Annotated in this window: 17 protein-coding genes; 4 read left to right on the top strand and 13 right to left on the bottom strand. The window is 66.3% G+C overall.

Annotated elements, in window-relative coordinates; translation table 11 throughout:
- Positions 1 to 101: 101 nt before the first annotated feature.
- The 3 genes from DND132_RS14960 (at position 102) to DND132_RS14950 (ending at position 3,943) form a co-directional block, all read left to right on the top strand.
- On the top strand, positions 102 to 2,927 hold the full coding sequence (locus DND132_RS14960) for an SIS domain-containing protein (RefSeq protein WP_014323597.1): 2,826 nt from the start codon (positions 102 to 104) through the stop codon (positions 2,925 to 2,927).
- A 175-nt stretch (positions 2,928 to 3,102) separates the two neighbouring features.
- Entirely contained in the window at positions 3,103 to 3,621 is a 519-nt protein-coding gene (locus DND132_RS14955; RefSeq protein ID WP_014323596.1) for a periplasmic heavy metal sensor, read from the top strand.
- Positions 3,622 to 3,640: 19 nt separating this feature from the next.
- Positions 3,641 to 3,943 (top strand): SHOCT domain-containing protein, encoded by a 303-nt coding sequence (locus tag DND132_RS14950; RefSeq protein ID WP_014323595.1) that lies wholly within the window; start codon positions 3,641 to 3,643, stop codon positions 3,941 to 3,943.
- 55 nt (positions 3,944 to 3,998) lie between these two features.
- Here DND132_RS14950 and DND132_RS14945 read toward each other — a convergent pair whose 3' ends face one another.
- Positions 3,999 to 4,421, bottom strand: a complete 423-nt coding sequence (locus tag DND132_RS14945; protein ID WP_148267009.1) for a hypothetical protein — start codon at positions 4,419 to 4,421, stop codon at positions 3,999 to 4,001.
- Positions 4,422 to 4,771: 350 nt separating this feature from the next.
- Here DND132_RS14945 and DND132_RS14940 point away from each other — a divergent pair, with 350 nt between their 5' ends.
- Positions 4,772 to 6,034, top strand: coding sequence for a cyclic di-GMP phosphodiesterase (locus tag DND132_RS14940; protein ID WP_014323593.1), 1,263 nt, complete (start codon positions 4,772 to 4,774; stop codon positions 6,032 to 6,034).
- Here DND132_RS14940 and DND132_RS14935 read toward each other — a convergent pair.
- The 12 genes from DND132_RS14935 to DND132_RS14880 form a co-directional block, all read right to left on the bottom strand.
- Positions 6,031 to 7,722 (bottom strand): ABC transporter permease, encoded by a 1,692-nt coding sequence (locus DND132_RS14935; protein ID WP_014323592.1) that lies wholly within the window; start codon positions 7,720 to 7,722, stop codon positions 6,031 to 6,033. The two genes, DND132_RS14940 and DND132_RS14935, sit on opposite strands and share 4 nt — an antisense overlap.
- A gap of 4 nt (positions 7,723 to 7,726) precedes the next feature.
- Positions 7,727 to 8,788 carry an ABC transporter ATP-binding protein gene (locus tag DND132_RS14930; protein WP_014323591.1) on the bottom strand — a complete coding sequence of 354 codons (1,062 nt, stop codon included), beginning with the start codon at positions 8,786 to 8,788 and terminating at the stop codon, positions 7,727 to 7,729.
- A gap of 13 nt (positions 8,789 to 8,801) precedes the next feature.
- Positions 8,802 to 9,830, bottom strand: a complete 1,029-nt coding sequence (locus DND132_RS14925) for an extracellular solute-binding protein (protein WP_014323590.1) — start codon at positions 9,828 to 9,830, stop codon at positions 8,802 to 8,804.
- Positions 9,831 to 9,882: 52 nt separating this feature from the next.
- The gene (locus DND132_RS14920; RefSeq protein WP_014323589.1) at positions 9,883 to 10,689 is read right to left on the bottom strand and encodes a protein phosphatase 2C domain-containing protein; all 807 of its coding nucleotides are present in this window, start codon (positions 10,687 to 10,689) and stop codon (positions 9,883 to 9,885) included.
- A 227-nt stretch (positions 10,690 to 10,916) separates the two neighbouring features.
- The gene (locus DND132_RS14915) at positions 10,917 to 13,070 is read right to left on the bottom strand and encodes a response regulator (protein ID WP_041915824.1); all 2,154 of its coding nucleotides are present in this window, start codon (positions 13,068 to 13,070) and stop codon (positions 10,917 to 10,919) included.
- 172 nt (positions 13,071 to 13,242) lie between these two features.
- A complete protein-coding gene (locus DND132_RS17835) occupies positions 13,243 to 14,598 on the bottom strand; it encodes an SPOR domain-containing protein (protein ID WP_014323587.1) in 1,356 nt (451 codons plus the stop codon).
- Between the two features lie 23 nt (positions 14,599 to 14,621).
- Entirely contained in the window at positions 14,622 to 15,578 is a 957-nt protein-coding gene (locus tag DND132_RS14905; RefSeq protein WP_014323586.1) for a type II secretion system F family protein, read from the bottom strand.
- 10 nt (positions 15,579 to 15,588) lie between these two features.
- The gene (locus DND132_RS14900; protein WP_014323585.1) at positions 15,589 to 16,563 is read right to left on the bottom strand and encodes a type II secretion system F family protein; all 975 of its coding nucleotides are present in this window, start codon (positions 16,561 to 16,563) and stop codon (positions 15,589 to 15,591) included.
- 3 nt (positions 16,564 to 16,566) lie between these two features.
- A complete protein-coding gene (locus DND132_RS14895; protein WP_014323584.1) occupies positions 16,567 to 17,985 on the bottom strand; it encodes a TadA family conjugal transfer-associated ATPase in 1,419 nt (472 codons plus the stop codon).
- A complete protein-coding gene (locus DND132_RS14890) occupies positions 17,982 to 19,175 on the bottom strand; it encodes a CpaE/TadZ family protein (protein WP_014323583.1) in 1,194 nt (397 codons plus the stop codon). Before DND132_RS14890 ends, DND132_RS14895 begins: the two co-directional genes overlap by 4 nt.
- Positions 19,176 to 19,331: 156 nt before the next feature.
- Positions 19,332 to 19,610, bottom strand: coding sequence for a hypothetical protein (locus tag DND132_RS14885; RefSeq protein WP_014323581.1), 279 nt, complete (start codon positions 19,608 to 19,610; stop codon positions 19,332 to 19,334).
- 24 nt (positions 19,611 to 19,634) lie between these two features.
- The gene (locus DND132_RS14880; protein ID WP_014323580.1) at positions 19,635 to 21,065 is read right to left on the bottom strand and encodes a type II and III secretion system protein family protein; all 1,431 of its coding nucleotides are present in this window, start codon (positions 21,063 to 21,065) and stop codon (positions 19,635 to 19,637) included.
- Positions 21,066 to 21,071: the final 6 nt, after the last annotated feature.

Below are 21,071 nucleotides of genomic sequence, written 5' to 3'. Positions count from 1 at the left end.
GTACGTCAACGGACGCATGCAGGACGCCCGGCGCGCCGTGCATCCCGCGCCGCCCCGCCGCCTCCTCTCCCGAAACCATCCACCAGGAGTATTCGACCGCCATGTGTGGTATCGCCAGTTTTCTCAGCAATAAAAAATGGTTGAACGCGCCGGACACCGGCTGGCTCTCGACGCTCGACGCCGCCTTCAACGCCGTCCGCGACACCCCGGACCTCCTTTCGGCCGCCGGTCCCTTGGCGGAGCTGGCCGGGCGGTTTTACGACCTCATGTCCTTCGGGCTGCATATGCGGCTGGTGGGCGATCCCGAAGCGCGGCGGGCGTTGTCGGGCATCCGGGACTCCATCCGGGCGCTGCGCAACGCGGCCGCCGTCAAGCTGGAGCAGGGGCCGCGCACGGATGCGCTGGAGTCCCTGCGCGAGGCCCTGGACGACTACCTGTGGCAGATCGAGCGCGAGGTCCTGGTCAACGTGGACCGGACCCTGGCGCTCATGCCCGGCGAACTGGCCGCGAACCCCGAGGCGCGCGACCGCCATTTCCTGGCCTGGGGGGCCGAGCAGGTCCTGCAGTCCATCGACAAGCTCGAGGTGCGCGGCCGCGACTCGGCGGGCGTGGCCCTGGCCTTTGTCCTGCCCGCTGGCGTGGACCCCGAGGTCGACCTGGACGCCGCCCAGAAGCGGGAGCTGGCCGAGCGCAGCTCCATCGGCAACGCCGACACCCGCCAGGTCCTGGTGCGCAAGCTCAACGACGGCCGGACCGCCTGCCGCTTCTTGTACAAGGTCGCCCAGCTGGTCGGCCAGCTCGGGGACAACGGCGCGGCCCTGCGTGAATTCATCAAGCATGACGACCTGTTGTGGACCATGTCCCAGGGGCTGGAAACCCTGAACATCATCGCCCACACCCGCTGGGCCTCCAACGGGATCATCTCCGTTCCCAACTGCCACCCGGTCGACGGCCTGGTCGAGGGCGACATGTCCACCGGGCTCGAAAAGACCATGTTCGTGCTCAACGGCGACGTGGACAACTACCGCACCCTGGTCGAGGAGACGGTCCTGTCCAAGGGTGCGCACATCCCGCCCGCCATCTCGACCGACGCCAAGATCCTGCCCGTGCTTTTCCACCTGGGCGTGGAGGACACCGGCGACGCCGAGGAGCGCTTCCGCAACGTGCTCCGGCGGTGCGAGGGGTCGCTGGCCGTGGTCATGCAGAACCTCAATGATTTCGACTCCCAGTTCCTGGCCCAGAAGGGGTCGGGCCAGTCCTTCTACATCGGCCGCACCCAGGACGGCTGGCTGGTGGCCAGCGAGGCCTACGGCATGGCCGCCCGGGCCCGCAGCTCCTTCCCGGTGGCCGTGCACCGCCAGGGCGGGGTGTCCGTGGTCCTGCGCGACACCGACCCGGCCGACGCCGTGCCCGTGGCCCGCTACCTGGACAACGGCGGGCCGGTGGAGCTGGCCGAGGAGAAGATCGAGATCTTCTCGCGCGACATCTTCCGGGGCGAGTACGCCCACTACATCGAGAAGGAAATCCACGAGGCCCCGGACTCGGTGCGCAACACTCTGCACGGAAAATATCTCAAGAAAAACGGCGAGGTGGAGTTCCTGCCCGAGGGCTTCGGGCGCGGCCCGGCCCTGGTGGAGCGGTTCCGCGACGCGACCCGGCCCATCCGCCGGATCATCTGCGTGGGCCAGGGCACGGCCGCCGTGGCCGCCATGGCCGTGGCCCAGCTCCTGCGCCGCACCCTGGCCGACACGGGCATGTCCATCGAGTCCTACACCGGCTCCGAACTCATCGGCTTCATGGGCGACGAGCGCATGGACGACGTGTTCCTGATCCCGGTCTCCCAGTCGGGCACGACCACGGACACCAACCGGGTGGTGGACCTGTGCCGCGACCGGGGCGCGTGGGTCAATTGCATCGTCAACCGGCGCAACTCGCCCCTGGTCCAGAAGTCGGACTCGCACATCTACACCTCCAACGGCCGCGACGTGGAGATGGCCGTTGCCTCGACCAAGGCGTTCTACTCCCAGATCGCGGCGGGCAAGCTCCTGTCCCTCTGGCTGGCGGACATCCTCGGCACCCTGGACAAGGGGACGATCCTCAAGGAGATCGAGGCCTTGGAGGGGCTGCCCGGGCTGATCGACAAGGTCCTGGAAAACAAGGAGCAGATCGCCGAGGTGGCCCGCAAGTACGCCCCGGTGCACCGCTACTGGGCCCTGGTCGGCAACGGCGCGAACTGCATCGCGGCCCAGGAAGTGCGCATCAAGCTCTCGGAATTGTGCTATAAATCCATCCCGTGCGACGTCACCGAGGACAAGAAGCACATCGACCTGTCCACCGAGCCCCTGACCCTGGTCATGGCCTCGGATCTGCCCGAGATGGTCGTCACGGACACGGTCAAGGAGACGACCATCTTCAAGGCGCACAACGGCTCGCCCATCGTGTTCTGCGCCGAGGACGAGGACCGCTTCGACCGCGTGGCCGAGGCCACGGTCAAGGTGCCCCGCGCGGGCGGCGGCCTGGACTTCGTGCTCGAGACCGTGGCGGGCCACTGGTGGGGCGTGTCCGCGGCCAAGGCCATCGACTCCCACGCCGAGCCCTTCCGCAAGGCGCGCGTGCTCATCGGCGGGATGCTCGAAAACACGGCCACCTTCGACCGCGCCGCGCTGCTGACGGCCCTGAACCTGTGCGTGGAGCGCATCGCCTCGGGCGCCACGGACTCGGCCCTGCCCGCCCGGGTGGCCGCAAGCCTGGCCAACTACATGCTCTGGCTGGTCAACCAGTCCGAGGCCATCTGCGCCACCGAGGCGCGCCTCGCCGACATCCTGACCATCCTGAACAAGGCCATCGAAGAAATGACCCGCCCCATCGACACCATCCGCCACCAGGCCAAGACCGTCACCGTGGGCATCAGCAGGCCGCAGGGGTAATCCCCATTCCCAGGCGCATCCGAAGACAATGAAGCCCTCCGCATTTCCCGTGCGGGGGGCTTCTGCTTCTGGCCCCGGCGTCTGCGCCGCAAATTCGGCTTTTGAAGAAATAATAACGCCGCCCGCCCGAAAACGTGCTATGCTTGTGGCCTCTGAAACCACAGGAGGCTTTGCCATGAGAAATCACATCATCACCATTGCCGGACTGGCCCTGCTGCTCTTCGCGGCCACAGCCTTCGCCCAGATGGGCATGGGGCCCGGATCCGGCATGATGGGCGGCGGTCCCGGCTACGGCGGCGGTCCCGGCTACGGCGGCTGGAACAACTACCAGCTCACCCCTGAACAGCAGAAGGCGTATCAGGACATCTCCGCCAAATACCAGGAGGACTTCGCCAAGCTGTCCAGCGAGATGTGGGCCAAGCGCGCCCAGTTGAACGCGGTCCTGGCCCAGGACAAGATCGACCGTGCCCAGGCCAGGACCCTGGCCGACGAGATCGGCAGGCTCTCGGCCAAGGCCTACGCCATGCGCGTGGACATGCTCGTGGACCTGCGCGAAAGCGGCATCTCCTACTACGGCCTGGACATGATGCACGGCGGCATGCTGGGCGGGGGGATGATGGGCGGACCCGGCGGCATGGGCGGACCGTGGCGTCAGGGCAACCGGCCCGGCTCCGGGTACGGCGACACCCAGTAGGCCCGCCGGAGGTGACGACATGACCGACATCCTCACCCGACTGACCGCACAGCAGCCCATGTACAACGGCGGCGGCCCCAACGCGTGGGGCGGCGGCATGATGTACTCGCCCTTCGGAGGCTGGTTCATGATCCTTCTCCTCGTCGCGGCCGTGGTCGTCGTCGCCCTGCTCCTCCGGGGCAGCCCCGGTCGGAACAACGGCGGAAACAGCCGGGGGCCGTCCGGCGAGACGCCCCTGGACATCCTCAAGCGGCGCTATGCCGCCGGGGAGATCGACAAGGCGCAGTTCGAGGAGATGAAGCGCGACCTGACCGCCAAATGAGAAAGGCTCCGGACAAACGTCCGGAGCCCTTTTTCGTCCGCATCAAAAGGCGAGATCAGATGTAGAGGGTCTTGAAGTTCTGTTTGACGTCGGGGAACCGCTTGAATTCCTTGTATTCGCTGGCGGCCTTGCCCATGTAGGCGACGAACTGGGGGACCATGTTGTCGCGCGGGACCTTGCGGCTCCAGGACTTGACCACCAGGTCGCCGTTGGTTTGCAGCTCCACGGCGAAGATCAGGACGGTCTTCGGGGTGATCTTGTCCACGTGGCCCACGGTGTCGATGACCAGCCCCACCTTGGGGAAGGTTTCGCGGTACTTCTCCACGGTCCGGTTGATGACTCCGACCTCCTGGTCGGTCAGGGCCAGCTGTTCGAGGCCCACCGAGCCCCGGACCGAGACCAGGCCGGACAGGCCGCGCTCCGCCGAACGGGCGCGGAACAGATCGGTCTGGAAATAGACCAGCCCCGCTGCGGCCACGCAGAAAAAGATGAGGGCAAAGAAAACGACGGGAGATCGCTTCCCGGAACCTGCCTTCCTCGGCATAAATTAAACCGCCTTAAATTCAACTTTTCCAACATGAAAGAATGTGGAAAACATATCCATGAAAATCACGAGTAAACCATTTTGCGTGGCTTGGCAATGGTTTTCGGTGGCCGCCGCCGGGGCCGGGAGGCGCTGCGGGCACGGCCGGACGCGTTGCACCCGATAACGAAAAACAACTTGATGAATTCTTTATTAATCAAGAGTTTAAATTGGTTGATTCAATCCTAAACGGTTGTCGTATACATTTTGATGTTGTATGTTGGCCCATCATGACGGAGCGCAACATGCCCGAATACCGTATTTCGGTGGATCAGCTCCGGCCGGGCGTCTTCATCCGGCTGGAAAAGACCGGCTGGTTCGAACACCCCTTCCTGTTCAGCAACTTCAAGGTCAGGGACGCGGACCAGATCGCCCTGATCAGAAGCCTGGGCATCACGCACGTCTTCTGCGTTCCCGAGAAATCCGACGTCCTGCCCTCGGCCCCGGACAAGCCGGACAAGGCGGCCCCGCCCGCCGCCCAACCGGTGCCGCGCGAGGTCATCGACCACCTGTGGGAGGTCAAGAAGGAGCGCGCCCGTCGGCTCAAACAGAAGAAGGAACGCATCGCCCTGTGCGAGAAGCGCTTCAACACCTGCATCAAGACCTTCAACGACATCCTCAAGGGCGTGGTCGCCGGACGGGCGGAAGCGGCCGCGGCCGCAACGGATTTCGTGGCCCGGCTGACGGACTATTTTCTGGGCGACCGCGAGTCCACCCTGCACCTGATGAACGTGGTGGACCGGGGCGAATCGACCTATTCCCACCCCATGAACGTGGCCGTGCTGTCCATGATCGTGGGCAAGGAGGCGCGCCTGAGCGAGGCGGAGATGACCGTGCTCGGCCTGGGCGCGCTGTTCCACGACATCGGCAAGGAGCACCTGCCCAAGAAGCTGCTCAAGAAGCGCGGCGAGCTGACCCGCCCGGAGCAGGAACTGCTCGAGCGGCACCCGGTCCAGGGCGCGGCCATGCTGGCGGCCGTGGACGTCTTCCCGCGCGGGGCGGCCCTGGTGGTGGCCCAGCACCACGAGCGCATGGACGGCTCCGGCTTTCCCCAGGGGCTCAAGGCCGACCGCATCGACCGGCTGGCGCGCATGGTGGCCATCGCCGACGCCTACGACAACCACTGCAACCGGCCCGACCCCATGGACTCCCTGACCCCGTACCTGGCCCTGTCCTACATGTTCGGCCAGCAGAAGCACCTCTTCGACGTGGAGCTGCTCGCCCTGTTCATCCGCTGCCTGGGCGTGTACCCGCCCGGCACCGTGGTGGAGCTGTCCAACGGCGAGGTCGGCATGGTCATGGCCGTGAACCCCCGAAATCAGCTCAACCCGAGCGTCATGCTCTACGACCCGGACGTGCCCAAGAAGGAGGCGCTCATCGTGGACCTGGCCGACGAGCCGGACCTGCGCGTGGAGAAGTCCATCCGCCTGGCCCAGCTCAGCCCGGACATGTTCGAGTACCTCTCCCCCCGGACCCGCATCACCTACTACGTGGACCCCCGCGCCTAGCCGTTCCCCCGCCCGAAGACATCCCGCCGCACCAGGCCGACCACCGCGCCGAGCGCGCCGGTCAGAACCAGGAGCAGCGTGCCGTAGGCCATGGACAGCCCTATCTCGTATTCGAAGATGGCGTTGACCATGGCGATGGACATGGGCTTGTTGGAGGCGGTGTAGAGGAAGGCGGAGATGGTGTAGTCGCCCACGCTGTGGACGAAGACCAGCAGGAATCCGGCCAGCAGGCCGGGCGAGAGCATGGGCAGGGTCACGCCCCGCAGGGTCTGGAAACGGCTCGCTCCGAGGCTGGACGAGGCTTCCAGCAGGGTCGTGCTCAGGTTCTGGAAGGAGACGTGCACGATCTTGACCACTATGGGCAGGGACTTGATGAAGTAGCCGAGCGGCAGCAGGAAGTACGAGCCCAGCAGGATGGCGTTGAAGGCGAAGACGTTGGGCGTGCTGTTGGCGTTGATCAGGTTCACGGCGATGGCGCTGGCGGGCATGGCCCAGGGCAGGATGACCAGGAACTCGATGAGCCAGCGCAGCTTCGATTGCGTCTTCTCGATGATGAATGAGGCGGGCACGGCCACCAGCAGGCAGCCCATGGCCGCCAGCAGGGACATATTCACGCTGTTCAGGAACGGGCGGAACTTCCGGGCCCTGGTGAAGACCGCCTCGAAGTTGTCCAGGAAGAAGTGCTCGGGATAGATGCTGACCATCCAGGAGGCCGAATCCACGAAGGAGAGCAGGATGATGGTCGCGAACGGCAGGACGACCATGGCCACCAGGAACCAGGCCGCCGAGTACATGGCCGCCCGCAGGAACGGGTTGCGCACGGGCACCGGGCGCATGGGCGTGCCCTTGACCTGGGCCGCGAACAGGCGCCCCCGCTCGTAGCGCCGCAGCAGCGCGAAGAAGATCAGCGAGATGACCGTCAGCACGACCACCTGCACCGCGGCCAGGCCCATGTAGTTGTTGGCCTTGGCCAGGAGTATCTGGGTGGTCAGGACCTTGTACGGCCCGCCGATGATGCTCGGCGCGGTGAACGAGCCGATGCCGGTCATGAAGGTCACGGCCGCCGAGGTGATCAGGGCCGGGGTCAGGAACGGCAGGATGACCGAGGTGAAGACCTTGAGCCGGGACGCGCCCAGACTGCGCGCGCTCTCCACCACCGAGCCGTCGATGTGCCGGATGGCCAGGGAGACCGCAATATAGAAATACACGTACTGGGTGTAGGTGTGCACGAACAGGATGCCCGGTAGCCCGGCGAAGTCCCAGGGTGCCGAGCGCAGCCCCAGCCAGGCCTCCACGGTCTTGGTCACCAGGCCGCTCTCGCCGTAGAGCTGGACAAAGGCGAAGACGATGATGATCCCCGGCATCATAACCGGCAGAAGCAGGATCTTGTCCACCACCCCGCGCAAAGGGAACTCGAAGAAATGCACGAAAAAGGCCAGCGCCGTGCCCGTCACCCCGCAGGCCAGCACGGTCAGCAGCCCGAGGACCACGGAATTCCACAGCACGGACAGATCGTTAACCGAGGCGAAGAAGGCCAAGTAGCGCGCCGGGCCGAGTTCCCCGCCCCCCCTCGGGGTCAGGCTGACCAGCAGCGTGGACAGGGCCGGGTGGAGGATGAACCCCACCAGGAGCCAGACCAGGGCGGCCGTGACCAGCCCGCGCGGGGAAAAACGGCCGTCAGAGGGCACGGCCCTAAGCCTCCAGGACCATGGCCGCGCGGGCCGCAAAGGACACGCGCACCCGCTCGCCCGGACGCGGCGCAAAGGCGTCGGTCACGGTGTTCAGGGCGGCGGCGCGCAGCCGCGTCGCCCCCACCCGGACCAGGTAGTCGATCCACACCCCGTTGAGCTGCGCGTCCTCCACCACGCCCTCGAAGACGTTGTCGTCGGGGGCGGGGGCGGACCCCGCGTTCCCGAGCGGGGACAGGCGCACGTCCTGGGGCCGCACGGCCACATACCGGCCCGGCCCCGCGCTCTCGGCGCGCACGGTCAGGCCCTCCGGGGTCACGGCCAGACCGTCTCGCCAGGCCGCCTCCAACAGGTTGGTGTCGCCCACGAACCCGGCCACGAAGCCGTTGCGCGGGCGGCCGTATATCTCGGCCGGGGTGCCGGTCTGGACCACCCTGCCCCGGTCGAACACGGCGATGCGGTCGGACAGGGTCAGGGCCTCGTTCTGGTCGTGGGTGACGAAGATGGTGGTGATGCCCAGCTCCCGTTGCAGGCGGCGGAGCTCCTCGCGGGTGTGGTCGCGCAGCCGGGCGTCCAGGTTGGACAGCGGCTCGTCCAGGAGGAGCACGCGCGGCTCCACGGCCAGGGAGCGGGCCAGGGCCACCCGCTGCTGCTCGCCGCCGGACAGCTCGTCGATGCGCCGCTCCTCGAAGCCGGACAGGCCGACCATGTCCAGGTACCGGGCCACGGTGGAGCGGATATCGCCCTTGGACCGCCGGCGCACGCGCAGGCCGTACTCCACGTTGCGGGCCACGGTCAGGTACGGGAACAGGGCGTAGTTCTGGAAGACCATGCCCACCTCCCGCTTCTCGGGGGGCAGCCGGGTGATGTCCCGGCCGCCCAGCAGGATGACGCCCGACTGCGGGGTCAGGAACCCCGCAATCAGGCGCAGGATGGTCGTCTTGCCGCAGCCGGACGGCCCCAGGAAGGTGAACAGTTCGCCACGGGCCACGGCCAGGTCCACGTCGGCGCAGGCCGTGGTCGCGCCGAAGGTCCTGGTCACCCCCCGGAGGACCACTTCGTCCATGGCAGGGGCCCCGCTACTTCTTGTCCTTGGCCGAATCCTTGATCTCGGCGTCCCACTTCTGCATCCAGGCCGACTGGCGGGAGGCCAGTTCGCCCCAGTTGACGTCCATGGCCTTGAACGTGACCTGGCCCATCCACTCCGGGGCCCCGGCCAGGGCGTCGGGCAGGGTCGGCATGCGGTTGAACTTCTGGGCCAGCAGGGCCTGGATCTCGGCGCTGCCCGCGAACTCCACGAAGGCCTTGGCCGCCTCGGGGTGCTTGGCGTTGTTGATCACCGCGATGCCGTCGGTGATGACCGGGGAGCCGCTGGCCGCGTCGATGAACTGCAGCGGCATCTTGTTCTTGGTCTTGTTGTCGATGATGTCGTTGAGCACCGAGAAGCTGATGGCGGCCTCCTTGCGGCCCACGGCCTGGAACAGGAGGGAGCCGCTACCGTAGTAGCGCTTGGTGTTGGCGTCGACGCCCTTGAGGAAGGCCCAGCCCTTGTCAAGCTCGCCCTTCTTCTCGTACTGCTGCAACAGGGCGGAATAGGTGGCCCGGGCCGACGAGGACAGGGCGTTGCGGAAGACCAGCATGTCCTTGTACCGGGGATCGGCCAGGTCCTTCCAGTCCTTGGGGGCCTCGGCGGCGGTGAGCATCTCGGTGTTGTAGAAGAGCAGCACCGGGGTCTGGATGGTGCCGATCCAGTAGCCGTCCTTGTCCTTGAACAGGGGGTTCACCTTGGCGGCCCAGGTGGGCGTGAAGGACGCGAACAGGTCCTCGGCCTGCAACTCCTGGTAAACCGAGGACGGGCCGCCGTACATGACGTCGGACTGGGGGTTGGCCTTTTCGGCGCGCACCCGGTCGGCCAGCTCGCCCTTGAGGTTCAGGAACTCCACGGCCACGCCGGTCTTGGCCTCGAAGGCGTCGGCCACGACCTCCAGCAGGGACTCGCCGTGGGTGGAATAGACCACCACCTTGTCCTCAAGTTTCCCGGCAAACGCGGTGGCGGCGCACAGCGCCACGACCGCCAGGCTGGACAGCAGACAGAAAATCCGTTTCATCGCATTCCTCCAATGTGTTGTTGTGACGTCCCGCGGGCAGGCCCCGCCCGGCCTACAGCGCGACGGAAATGGCCGCCATGTCGTCGTGAACCTTGAACCGGGGATAGAGGGTGCATGCCGCGTCACCCGCTTCCGTGCTCCGGACGTGGTCCCGGACGGACTTGAGCCCGCCCGCCCGGAACAGGTCGGCGAACAGGTCGAAATTTTCGCGCTCCCCCGGATCGCGCTTGGGGATGAACAGGCCGTCGGTGAAGAGCAGGATGTCCGTGATCCCGTCGAGGGGCAGGGAGCCGGTGTTCAGGAAATCCATGGCCGCGGGTTCGCCGTTGAGCACGCCGTAGGTCACGTTCATGCCCCGACGCACCTTGACGATCTGGTCGTGCAGGACGTCGAGGATCGGCCCGTCGCTTCCGCAGGAGACCTCCTGCCACAGTGTCAGGGTCTCAAGGTCGTGGTTGAATTCGGCGCAGTGCACCCGGTGGCTGCCGTCCTCGTGCAGGGTCATGACCAGGCAGTCGCCGATCTGGACCCACTCGAAGCGGTCCGCCTCCACCCGGCACACGGCCGCGCTGGTGGACCACAGGTTGGCCCGGTCGTCCAGGTCCACGCCGTGCCCGACCATGCCGTCGAGGATGGCCCGGTTGGCCCGCTCCGCCAGCTCGTCGAGGGGCAGGCCGCTGCCGTGGAAGGCGCTCCCGGCGATGGTCGCGGCCAGGTAGCCGCCGGTCAGGCCGTGGCCGAACCGGGCCGGGGACAGGCTGGTGGCCCCGTCGAACACGCCGAACAGGTTCTTGTCCACCACCAAAAAGTCCTCGTTCAGCGGGCCGGTCCCCTGCTCAAAAACGGTATCGATTTTCATGGGTTGTCCTTTTCCGGTCCCTGACACCCTGGTATCCGCGTCACCGTTCTGTCAAATTGATACCGTCTATTGAGCGTCCGTTGTCATCGATGGATTCAATAGATATTTCTAATCGCCCGGTTTCACGGAGGCTTTCCCGGCGGCGCCGAAGAGAAAGGGCCGAAGCGAACTCCGGCCCCTGACGTTTCATGGGGGTGGGGGCCGGGTTTCTCCGGCCGGAACGGCGGTTATTCCCCGCCCAGCAGGCGGCTGATGGAGGCCATCAGGTCGTGCTTGAGGATCGGCTTCATGATGAAGTCGCCGATGCCCACGTCGCGCAGCCGCTCGTAGGACACGGCGTCCGAGAACCCGGTGCACAGGATGATCGGGATGTCGGGCCGGATCTTGAGGACCTCGCGGGCGAACTCCATGCCGGTCATGTTCGGCATGGACTGGTCCGTGATGATCAGGTCGAAGTCGCGGGCCCGGAACTTGAAAGCCTCCAGGGCCTCGATGCTGGACGTCCGGGTGACCACCTCGAAGCCGCAGGACTCGAGCATCTCGCGGCCGATGTCCGTGAGCGGCTTCTCGTCGTCCACGAACAGAATGCGCCCCTCGCGGAAGACCAGGTCGGACGGGATGTCCGCCTCGCGCCGGGCCACCTCGGAGCTGCGCGGCAGGAAGACGTGGAAGGTCGCGCCCTGGCCCGGACGGTTCTCCAGCTCCAGATAGCCGTCGTGCCGCTTGACGATGCCGTGGACCATGGCCAGCCCCATGCCCGTGCCCTCCCCCTGCTTCTTGGTGGTGAAGAAGGGGTCGAAGACCCGCCCGGCCACGTCCGGGTCGATGCCCGGCCCGTTGTCGGCCACGGTCAGCCGCACGAACCGTTCGGCCTTGCCCAGGTCCTCGGGCGGCAGCACCGGGTCGTCCTGGTGCACGTCGGCCAGGGTGATGGTCATGGTCCCGCCGGTCTCCTGCATGGCGTGGGCGGCGTTGCCGCAGAGGTTGAGCAGGATCTGGTGCATCTGGGTGGCGTCGGCCATGACCTGGTCGCGGTCGGTCTCGAACCGGGTAACGATGCCCACGTTGGAGGGCACGCTGGACCGGAGCAGCTTGAGGGCCTCCTTGATCAGCGGGGTCAGGGTCATGGCGTGGCGTTCCTGGGGGCCCTGGCGAGAGAAATTCAGGATCTGGGTGACCAGGTCGCGCGCCCTCCGGCCCGCCCGGGATATCTCCCCGATGCGCCGCTCCAGGCCGGAGTCCGGCTCGGCCCCGGACTCGATGATCTCGGCGTAACCCAGGATCACGCCGAGGATGTTGTTGAAGTCGTGGGCGATGCCCCCGGCCAGGGTGCCCAGCGCCTCCATCTTCTGGGCCTGGCGCAGCTGGTCCTCCAGCCGCTTGGGCTCGGAAATGTCGAACAGGTAGCCGCGCAGCTCCTCCTGCCCGCCCTCGTCGTCGGTCACGGTGTCGCAGCTGACCATCAGGTGGCGCTTGAGGGGGCCGCGCGTGAAGACCACCTCCTGGTTGGACACCCGCCCGCCGGCCGCCAGCAGGTCGCGCAGGGACTCCCCGCCCCCGGCCCGGTCCCAGAGGTCGAAGATGTTCGCGCCCAGGGCGTCCTCGGGCAGGGCGAAGGAGAACATCTCGGCAAAGGCCGCGTTGCAGTCCAGGATGGCCCCCTCGGCGTCGGCCGCGAAATTGCCGGTGATGTTCTTCTCGAAGAGCAGCCGGTAGCGCTGCTCCGAGGCCTTGAGCTCGCGCAGGACCGCGGCGCGCTTGGCGATGTCGAGCCGAAGCCGCCGGTTGGCCGCGTTGAGTTCGCTGGTCCGGGCCTCGACCTTGGAGGCCAGGGTCTCGTTCAGGTCCCGCAGCCGGTTCTCGGCGTCCCACTTGGAGCCCAGGGACAGGGCGATCTGCTTGAGTTCGGGCGAGCGGAACGGCTTCTGGACGAAGAGCAGCTTCTCGGGCGGCTGGACACGCTTGTTGAATTCCTTGAGCGGCACCTTGTGGCGGGCCGAGAGCAGGACGATCTCCATGTACGGGTCCCGGCCGCGCAGGGCTTCGGCCAGGTCGATGCCCCCCAGCGCCTCGCCCAGGTCGGACAGTTGGATGTCGATGAGCGCGATGGCGAAGGGCGCACCCTCGGCCAGCGCCCGGTCCATGGCCTTGAGCCCGCCCGCCGCGTCCGGGGCCTGGACCACCTCGAAGACCGGCCGGGCCGCGTCCTCGGCGATCTCCTCGCGGGACGGCAGCCGGGCGTCGTCGTCGAACAGGGCCTCCAGGGCGGACGGCTCCTCGCTCTCGAAGCAGAGGATGTCGCGGTAGAGCGTGAGCATGGACTCGTCGTGATCCACGGCGAGGACGCGAAAGCGCTGGGTGCGGTCGGCTGGCAAGTTCATCTCTCCGAAGGTTCGGGCCGGGTCGGGGGCCTCATGTCTTCCGGGAAACATACGGAAATCCGCTGAAAAAGGGAAGGTTCCTCCATTACGCAGGCACCCCGGAGCAGTCGGCTCGGGGCCGCCTGTCCGGGGTGCTGCACGGGCCGGTGCCTGTCAAGACGTTGTGCCGTTGCTAGAGTTGGGCCGAGACCACGGGCTCGGGGTCCTCGCGCTCGAAGATCGGGGCGCTGTCCAGGTTGAGGATGGTCAGCACGTCGGGCCGTTCGGCGCGGGCTTCCCGGACCGAGGAGAACTTGCCGACCAGGACGCGATACCAGACGCCCTTGTCGCCGAGGTCCACCTGGTTGATCCAGGTCTCGAACCCCTGCTTCTTGAGGTCTTCGCACTGAAGCAGGGCGTTCTTCTCGTTGTGCCAGGAGCTGATGTGCAGCCCGTAGGTCTTTTCCCTGGGAATTATGTTCTTGTCCCCGGAACCCTGCTCGTTCAGGACCGCCTGGACGGCCTTGACGGGAGGGGGAGGCGAGCCTGCGGACGCGGGAGATGCCGCAGGCTCGCCGGGGTTCTGCTTCACGTCGGGGAAGGACGTACGAAGCAGAGGGTTCGGGGTGGAACCGCTGAGTTGGGTGCCGATCTCCTGAAAGCGGGCCGCCAGTCGGGCGCGCTTCAGGTTGTCGGCGGCCTTCACGTAGTAGTTGGGCGACAGCTCGATGGCCTTCTCGAAATAGGGCGCCGCCTGGGCGGGCTGGTTCTCCGTCAGGAGGACGTATCCGAGATTGTTGTTGGCCTTGGCTTCGCCGCCGGCGTACTTGAAGGATTCGAGAGCCTCGTCCAGACGGCCCATACGGGCCAGGGCCAGGCCGAGGTTGTTGTAGGTCCGGGAGGACACGCCGCCCGCCTGGAGCGCCTGGCGGAAGGTCTCCACCGCCTGGGCGTACTGCTTGCGGGCGATGTGGACCACGCCCAGGTTGTTGTAGATCTCGTCCACGCCGTTGCCCCGGTGCAGTTCCAGGGCGGCGGAAAATTCCTTGGCGGCCTTGTCGTAGTCGCGGTTGCGGTCGTAGATGATGCCCAGGAAGTTGTGGGCCTTCCAGAGCATGGGGTTGAGCTCCACGGCGCGGATCAGGTGCGCCTCGGCCTCGTCGTACAGCCCGGAGCGGAAATACACGCAGCCAGCGGCCTCGTTGGCGATGGCGTGGTTCGGGTCCTTTTCCAGGACCTTGGTGAACTCGGCCAGGGCCTGCTCGTCCAGCCCCTGATCGACCAGCAGCTCGCCGCGCTTGACCCGGGCGTCCAGGTTGTCGCCGTCCAGCTCGATGGCCTTGTTGAAGTGGACCAGGGCCATCTCGGGCTTGGCGCGCCGGACGTAGCCGTCGCCCACCTGCTCGTGCTGCTCGCTGGTCAGGTTGACCGCGGAGCCCTCGCCGTAGGCCAGTTCATCGAAGGTCTTGTCGTCGTAGGACTTGCCCATGCAGCCGGACAGGACCACGCCTGCGAAAATCGTTATCGCGATGATGGAAAGCTTTTTCATGACGGTCTCCTTGGCTCTTAGCCCTAATGACTGTTCATCTTGAGGAACATGTCCATGCTCATGATCACCGCCGGTCCGAGGATGGCCACGAACAGGGTCGGGAGGATGAACGCCACAAGCGGAAGAAGCAGCAGTACGGGCATCTTGGCGGCCTTTTCCTCGGCGCGCTGGGAGCGCTTGACGCGCATGGCGTCCGAGTAGACGCGCAGGGTCCGGCCGACGCTGATGCCGAAGGCGTCGGCCTGGATGAGCAGCGAGGTCAGGCTGTTCAGGTCGTCCAGCCCCACCCGTTCCGCCAGGGAGCGCAGGGCGTCGATGCGGGCCTTGCCCGCGCGCAGCTCCAGGGTGAGCAGCTTGAATTCGGAGCTGATGATCGGGCCGGAGTTCTTCATCTCCTGGCAGACGCGGTCCACGGCCTGGTCCAGGCCCATGCCTGACTCCACGCAGACCACCAGGAGGTCGAGGGCGTCGGGCAGTTCGTCGCCCACGGCCAACTTGCGCCGGTTGATCTTCTTGCTCAGCCAGTACTCGGGTCCGTACACGCCCACTGCGGCCAGGGTGACCGTGCCGAAGGCGGTCATGGCTATGGACATGTCCTCAATGAACAGGAAGCGGACGAGCAGGAAGCCGCCGGCCAACCCCACGGCCAGGAACCCCTTGAGGCCCTGAAAGATCTTGTAGGAATCGGGCTTGCGCATGCCTGCCTGGATCAAGCGCAGGCGGCCCTTGTCGATCTCCTCGGTCTCGGTGGGGCCGATCTTGGTGCCCAGCCGGCCGAAAAAGTCCACGACGGACTTGACCGCGTTGCCCAGGGGGGCGGTCAGGGCATCGGACCGCTTGACGGTCGTGCCCGAGACCCGCTCCTTGAGCTTGGCCGAGTCGCTGGCGCCGCTCAGGTAGCCGAGGAGGCCGTAACCGGCCAGGAGCACGGAGACGAAACCGATGCCCGCGGCGAACAGGGGAACTATCTGGATGTCCATGGTCGCCTCCCTACACCTTGATCTTGATGATCTTGCGGATGATGGCCGCGCCGATGATCATGGAGATGGCCGCGCCCCAGACCATGTTCTGGCCCAGTTCGCGGGTCCACAGCAGGCTGATGTAGTCCGAGTTGACCACGTACAGGATGCCGGTCAGCAGGAACGGCAGGGCGATGAGGATGTAGGCGGACACCCGGCCCTCGGCGGACAGGACGCGGATCTTGCCGAACAGGGCGAACCGCTCGCGCACCAGGGCGGCGATCTTGGCGATGATCTCGGCCAGGTTGCCGCCGGTCTCGCGCTGGATGTTCACCGAGACCACGAAGAACTTCAGGTCCGGGCAGTCCACCCGCGACTGGAGGTTGCTCAGGGCGCGGTCCACGTCCATGCCGTAGTTGATCTCGTCCAGGGTCTTGCCGAACTCGGGGCCGATGGGGCCGTCGAACTCGTCGGCCACCATGCGCATGCCGCCGCCGAAGGTGTGTCCGGCCTTGAGCGCGCGGGCCATGAGGTCCAGGGCCTCGGGCAGCTGCTTCTGGAAGCGGTCCATGCGCTTGCGCTTCTTGCCCTGGAGTATCCAGATGGGCAGGTAGCCGAGCATGATCGCCCCGGCCAGGGAGACCCATATCTTGCCGGAAAAGGACCCGGCGTAGAAGCCGATGACGGCCAGGAGCATGCACAGCAGGAGGTAGACGCCCGGCGAACCCTTGGCGTCGGCCTGGTAGAGCAGGCGGCTGAGGTTGCTGGACCAGCGCATGCTCTCGAGCAACCGGTTGAACAGCGGCACCTCGCTCATGGCGGCCTCGCGCAGGACCAGGTCCACGGAGGCGGCGTCGATGTCCGCGGTCAGGGCCATGGCCCGGAGGCGATCCTTGACCCGGCGCTCGGCCTTGTCCGAGCCGGACTGCATGAGCGAACCGATGCCCATGACCAGCAGGAAGACGATGAGCACGGCCGCTGCCGCGATGATCAGTGTCATGGACATGGCCTACTCCTTGTTCTTCGGGGGTCTGGGGGTGACGTTGAAGGTGTCCATGGGGAACGGGAAGCCCATGCGCTCGAGCTTTTCGGCGAACTTGGGGCGGATGCCCCGGGCGGTGAAGTAGCCCTCCACCTTGCCGTCGTGGGTCAGGCCGGTCTGCTCGAAGGCGAAGATCTCCTGCATGGTGATCATCTCCCCTTCCATGCCGGTCACTTCCTGGATGGAGATGACCTTTCTGGTGCCGTCCACCAGGCGGGTGGCCTGGATGATGACGTCGATGGCCGAGGAGATGTAGCGCTTCATGGAAAGGGGATTCAGGTTCAGCCCGGCCATGGAGATCATGGTCTCCAGACGCATCAGGGCGTCGCGGGGCGTGTTGGCGTGGATGATGGTCAGGGAACCGTCGTGACCGGTGTTCATGGCCTGGAGCATGTCCAGGGCCTCGGCCGAACGGACCTCGCCGACGATGATCCGGTCCGGACGCATACGCAGGCAGTTCTTGACCAGGTCGCGCATGGTGATCTCGCCGCGTCCCTCGATGTTGGCCGGGCGGGTCTCCAGCCGGACCACGTGATCCTGCTTGAGCTGCAGCTCGGCCGCGTCCTCGATGGTCACGATGCGCTCGTCCTCGGGCACGTTGCGCGACAGGCAGTTGAGCAGCGTGGTCTTGCCCGAGCCGGTGCCGCCGGAGATGAGCACGTTGAGCTGGGACTGGACGATGCCCTTCATGAGCAGGGCCATCTCCGGGGTCAGGGAGTTGAAGCCGATGAGGTCGGCCACTTCCAGGGGGTCCTTGGAAAACTTACGGATGGACAGCGAGGGCCCGTCGATGGCCAGGGGCGGGATGACCGCGTTGACGCGCGAGCCGTCGAGCAGACGCGCGTCGCACAGGGGCTGCGACTCGTCGATGCGCCGTCCCACCAGGGAGACGATGCGGTCGATGATCTTGCGCAGGTGGTCGTCGTCCTTGAACCGGGCCGGGGTCAGCTCGAGTTTGCCCGAACGCTCCACGTAGATCTGCTTGTACCCGTTGACCAGGATATCGTTGACCGTGGGGTCCTGGACGTAGGGTTCGAGCGGTCCCAGGCCGATGACCTCGTCCTGGATCTCGGAGAGCATGCGCTTGCGTTCGGCCAGGTTCAGGGGCGCATTGCGGAACTCGCCCCAGAGCAGCCCTTCGGTGACCTTGGAGATTTCGCTGCGCATCTCGGTCTCGGACAGGGAGTCCAGGAGCGACAGGTCGATCATGTCGATGAGCCGGTCGTGGATGCGCGTCTTGATGTCGAAATAGTGTTCCGCCGCCTCGACCTTGACCACCTTGGGCTGGACCTTGGCCTTGGGCTTGGCCGGGGCCGGGGCCGGAGCCGGGGCCGCCGGGGCGGAGCGCCGCGCCGCGTTTCGATTCAGTCGTTCCGCGAGGTTCATAACGCCGCTCCTGCCAGGTTGTCGTTGGTGTCCGAATTCTTGCCCTTCTTGCGGAAGAACGAGGAGAACGGCAGGGAGAGCTTCTTGTGGGCCTTCTTCTCACGGGGAGCCAGCCCCTTGAGCAGGGCCTGCACCCCCTTGGCCGCGGCGGACTTGGGAAAGGCCTGGACCACGGGGGTGCCCTGGTTCAGGGCGGAAAGCACGGTCTCCCCGTCCTCGGGGAGGGTCCAGGCGATCTCGCGGCCCAGGACCTCGGCGGCCTCGGGCACGCCGATGGAGCCGTTGCGGACCACGCGGTTGGCGACCAGGCGCAGGCGCCGGTCCGCGTCCGGGTCCTGCCCCGCGAGGGACTCGGTCAGCCGGGTGACGCGGGCCAGGCACGGCAGGGAGAGCTGCATGGCCATGAGGATGGAATCGGCCAGCTCCACTTCCTTGGGCAGCTCGTCCTCGTCCGGGGTGGCCGCGTCCACGACCACGAAGTCGTAGCTCTGGCGGAGCTGTTCAAGGATCAGGACCAGGGTGTGGTCGTCGGGGCGCTCGCCCGCGCCCGGAGCGGGCAGGACGTGCAGGCCGGACTCGTGCTCGGCGATGACGCTGCGCAGGTAGGTGGCGTCCAGCCGGGAGATGTCGGCCACCAGGTCGCCCCAGGTGTAGTCGTACTTGAGGTCCAGGAAATAGGGAATCTCGCCCATGGGCGCGTGCAGGTCCAGGAGCACGGTGCGGCCGGGCTCGCGCTCGTTCAGGGCGCAGGCCAGGTTCACGGCCAGGGTGGTGGTGCCCACGCCGGACTTGCAGCCCAGGACCGTGAGGATGCGGCCCTTGTCCGTGTCGTCCACGGTCAGGCTCAGGCGCATGGCCGTGCGCATGACCGCGGCGCGCAGGTCGTTCTCCTCCACGGGGAACTTGAGATATTCGCGGATGCCGCTGCGCATGGCCCGGATGAGGATCTCGGGGTCGGCCACGTCGCCGGCCAGGTAGACGTCCTCGGCCTGTCCCGATTCCAGGGCGTGGATGATGTGCGGCATGTCCTCCTCGACGGAGTCGCCGGGCTCGTAGATGAGCACGCCCATCTCTTCGGCGTCGTCGCCGACCAGACGGACCATGGGGTTGGCCGCGATCATCTTTTCCAGACGATCCCGCTGCTCCCGGTCTATGACGGCCAGCGATATGGGTATCACTCTGTTGTTCATGGTTCCCCCTTTCCCCTGTCTCCTGCTATTCGGCCCCGACAACGGCGATCAGGTGGTCGCCGTTTTCCCCGTCGTGCCGGTTGGTTGCAAACATTCTCCGGTCAAGCGCCAACCCCTTCGGGGGTCTGCGCACGGCATGGCGCTCGCGGCCGTTCATCACTGGACCTCGACCACGCCGAAGGTGGATTCGGTCTTGGCATCGCTCTTTTCCCTGGGGCCCTTCTGGTACTTCTTCATGGCCTCGGCCGCGTACTTGCCGTCCAGTCCGACCACCGGGGCGTCGCCTCCGGCCTCGGGATTGGCGGTCTGACCGGCCACGGCCATGTGCACCGAGCTGCCGAATTCCGGCGTGCTCTGCTTGCCCTCGAACAGGGTCCCGCATCCGGCCAGGAGCATGACGCCCAGCATGGCGGTGCAGATCATAATGTTACGCATGACGTTTCCTCGCACCTGCGGTCTCTAGTTGGGCCAGGAGTGGCCGAATTCCCCGTCGAAGCCGGATTCGGGACGGATCACGGTACCCGGATCGGCGGCGCCCTTGGCAACGGTCTTGGGGGTTCCGCTCCCGCTGGAACCTCCCTGTCCCTCCAACAGCCCGAAGAGGTAGAATTCCCGGTCGTCCGGCTCACGGAACCCGTCCGTGGGCAGGGTCTGGGTGGCCATGTCCACGGGCTTGGCCAGGTGGGCGGTGACCAGGACCACCAGTTCGGTCTTGTTGGAGTTGAAATCCTTGGAGCTGAACAGGGACCCGAGCACGGGGACTTCGCCCAGGCCCGGGAACTTGTGCGCGTTTTCCTTGAGCGAGTCGCTGATCAGACCGGCGATGACGAAGGACTGGCCGTCGCCCAGCTCCACCACGGTGTTGGCGCGGCGGGTGGAGATGGTCGGAATCTCGTAGCCGGACACGGACAGGGCCTTGGAGTAGTCGAGCTCGGACACCTCGGGGTTGACCTGGAGGTTGATCCGGCCGGACGACATGACCGTGGCCGTGAACTTCAGCGCGATGCCGAAGGGCTTGTAGTCGATGCCCACGGTGCCCAGCGCGCTGGGCATGGGGATGGGCACTTCGCCGCCCACCAGGAACTCGGCCGCCTCGCCGGACACGCAGGTCAGGTTCGGCTCGGCCAGCATGCGCACCAGGCCGTTGGACTTGAGCGCATCGACCATGCCGTGGATGGTGGTGTTGCCGCTGACGTAGCTGCCGGCCAGGTTGATGTTGTCGGTCAGCTCGAAGACGTTGTCCTCGTTGTTGTAGCTCGTCAGGTTGTTGATGATCGAGTAGATGGAAAAGTTGGAGCCGATGGCCGCGAAGTTGAGGCCCAGCCGCTTGGTCACGGAGCGGGACATCTCGGCCACGCGCACCTCGAGCATGACCTGCTGGATGCCGTCCACGCTGAGCAGGTTGACCACGCGGCCCGGAGCGGCCGCCTCGGCCAGGGAGAGCACCGAGGACAGGCTGGTGGCGTTGGACACCTGCCCGGACAGGGTGATGGAGTTGCCGCTGGTCAGCACGCGGACGTTGTTCTCCTGGGGCAGCAGCTCGTAGATCATCCGCTTCAGCCGGGTGGTGTCCGGGTCCACGGCGATGTCGTAGATCTCGGAGACACGGTCTCCGGTCCACAGGGTCAGGGTGGTGGAGCCGATCTCGTTGGCGGTCAGGTAGATCTGCGTCGGGGAGATGACCACGATGGAGCAGACCGTGTCCGAGCCCAGCGTGATGCGGCTGACGTTCTGGTCCGTGGTGATGACCGTGGACTCGCCGATGATCATGGAGATCATGTCCGGCTTGTCGGACTTGACCACGCGGGCCCAGGCCACGGTGGCGGTCAGCACGACCAGGCAGGCAAGCAGGACGACCAGGGTATACTGTATGGTTCTTGCGTTCTTCATGGCGCC

It is taken from the genome of Pseudodesulfovibrio mercurii (genome assembly GCF_000189295.2).
Taxonomy (GTDB): domain Bacteria; phylum Desulfobacterota; class Desulfovibrionia; order Desulfovibrionales; family Desulfovibrionaceae; genus Pseudodesulfovibrio; species Pseudodesulfovibrio mercurii.
The sequence above is the reverse complement of the archived record's forward strand: the minus strand, read 5'-3'. Positions and strand labels throughout refer to the sequence as shown.

Coding starts and splice junctions, on each gene's coding strand:
- DND132_RS14940 (WP_014323593.1), top strand. CDS start 4,772: ATGCCCGAATACCGTATTTCGGTGGATCAGCTCCGGCCGGGCGTCTTC.
- DND132_RS14960 (WP_014323597.1), top strand. CDS start 102: ATGTGTGGTATCGCCAGTTTTCTCAGCAATAAAAAATGGTTGAACGCG.
- DND132_RS17835 (WP_014323587.1), bottom strand. CDS start 14,598: ATGAAAAAGCTTTCCATCATCGCGATAACGATTTTCGCAGGCGTGGTC.
- DND132_RS14925 (WP_014323590.1), bottom strand. CDS start 9,830: ATGAAACGGATTTTCTGTCTGCTGTCCAGCCTGGCGGTCGTGGCGCTG.
- DND132_RS14885 (WP_014323581.1), bottom strand. CDS start 19,610: ATGCGTAACATTATGATCTGCACCGCCATGCTGGGCGTCATGCTCCTG.
- DND132_RS14905 (WP_014323586.1), bottom strand. CDS start 15,578: ATGGACATCCAGATAGTTCCCCTGTTCGCCGCGGGCATCGGTTTCGTC.
- DND132_RS14895 (WP_014323584.1), bottom strand. CDS start 17,985: ATGAACCTCGCGGAACGACTGAATCGAAACGCGGCGCGGCGCTCCGCC.
- DND132_RS14900 (WP_014323585.1), bottom strand. CDS start 16,563: ATGTCCATGACACTGATCATCGCGGCAGCGGCCGTGCTCATCGTCTTC.
- DND132_RS14955 (WP_014323596.1), top strand. CDS start 3,103: ATGAGAAATCACATCATCACCATTGCCGGACTGGCCCTGCTGCTCTTC.
- DND132_RS14920 (WP_014323589.1), bottom strand. CDS start 10,689: ATGAAAATCGATACCGTTTTTGAGCAGGGGACCGGCCCGCTGAACGAG.
- DND132_RS14930 (WP_014323591.1), bottom strand. CDS start 8,788: ATGGACGAAGTGGTCCTCCGGGGGGTGACCAGGACCTTCGGCGCGACC.
- DND132_RS14880 (WP_014323580.1), bottom strand. CDS start 21,065: ATGAAGAACGCAAGAACCATACAGTATACCCTGGTCGTCCTGCTTGCC.
- DND132_RS14890 (WP_014323583.1), bottom strand. CDS start 19,175: ATGAACAACAGAGTGATACCCATATCGCTGGCCGTCATAGACCGGGAG.
- DND132_RS14915 (WP_041915824.1), bottom strand. CDS start 13,070: ATGAACTTGCCAGCCGACCGCACCCAGCGCTTTCGCGTCCTCGCCGTG.
- DND132_RS14950 (WP_014323595.1), top strand. CDS start 3,641: ATGACCGACATCCTCACCCGACTGACCGCACAGCAGCCCATGTACAAC.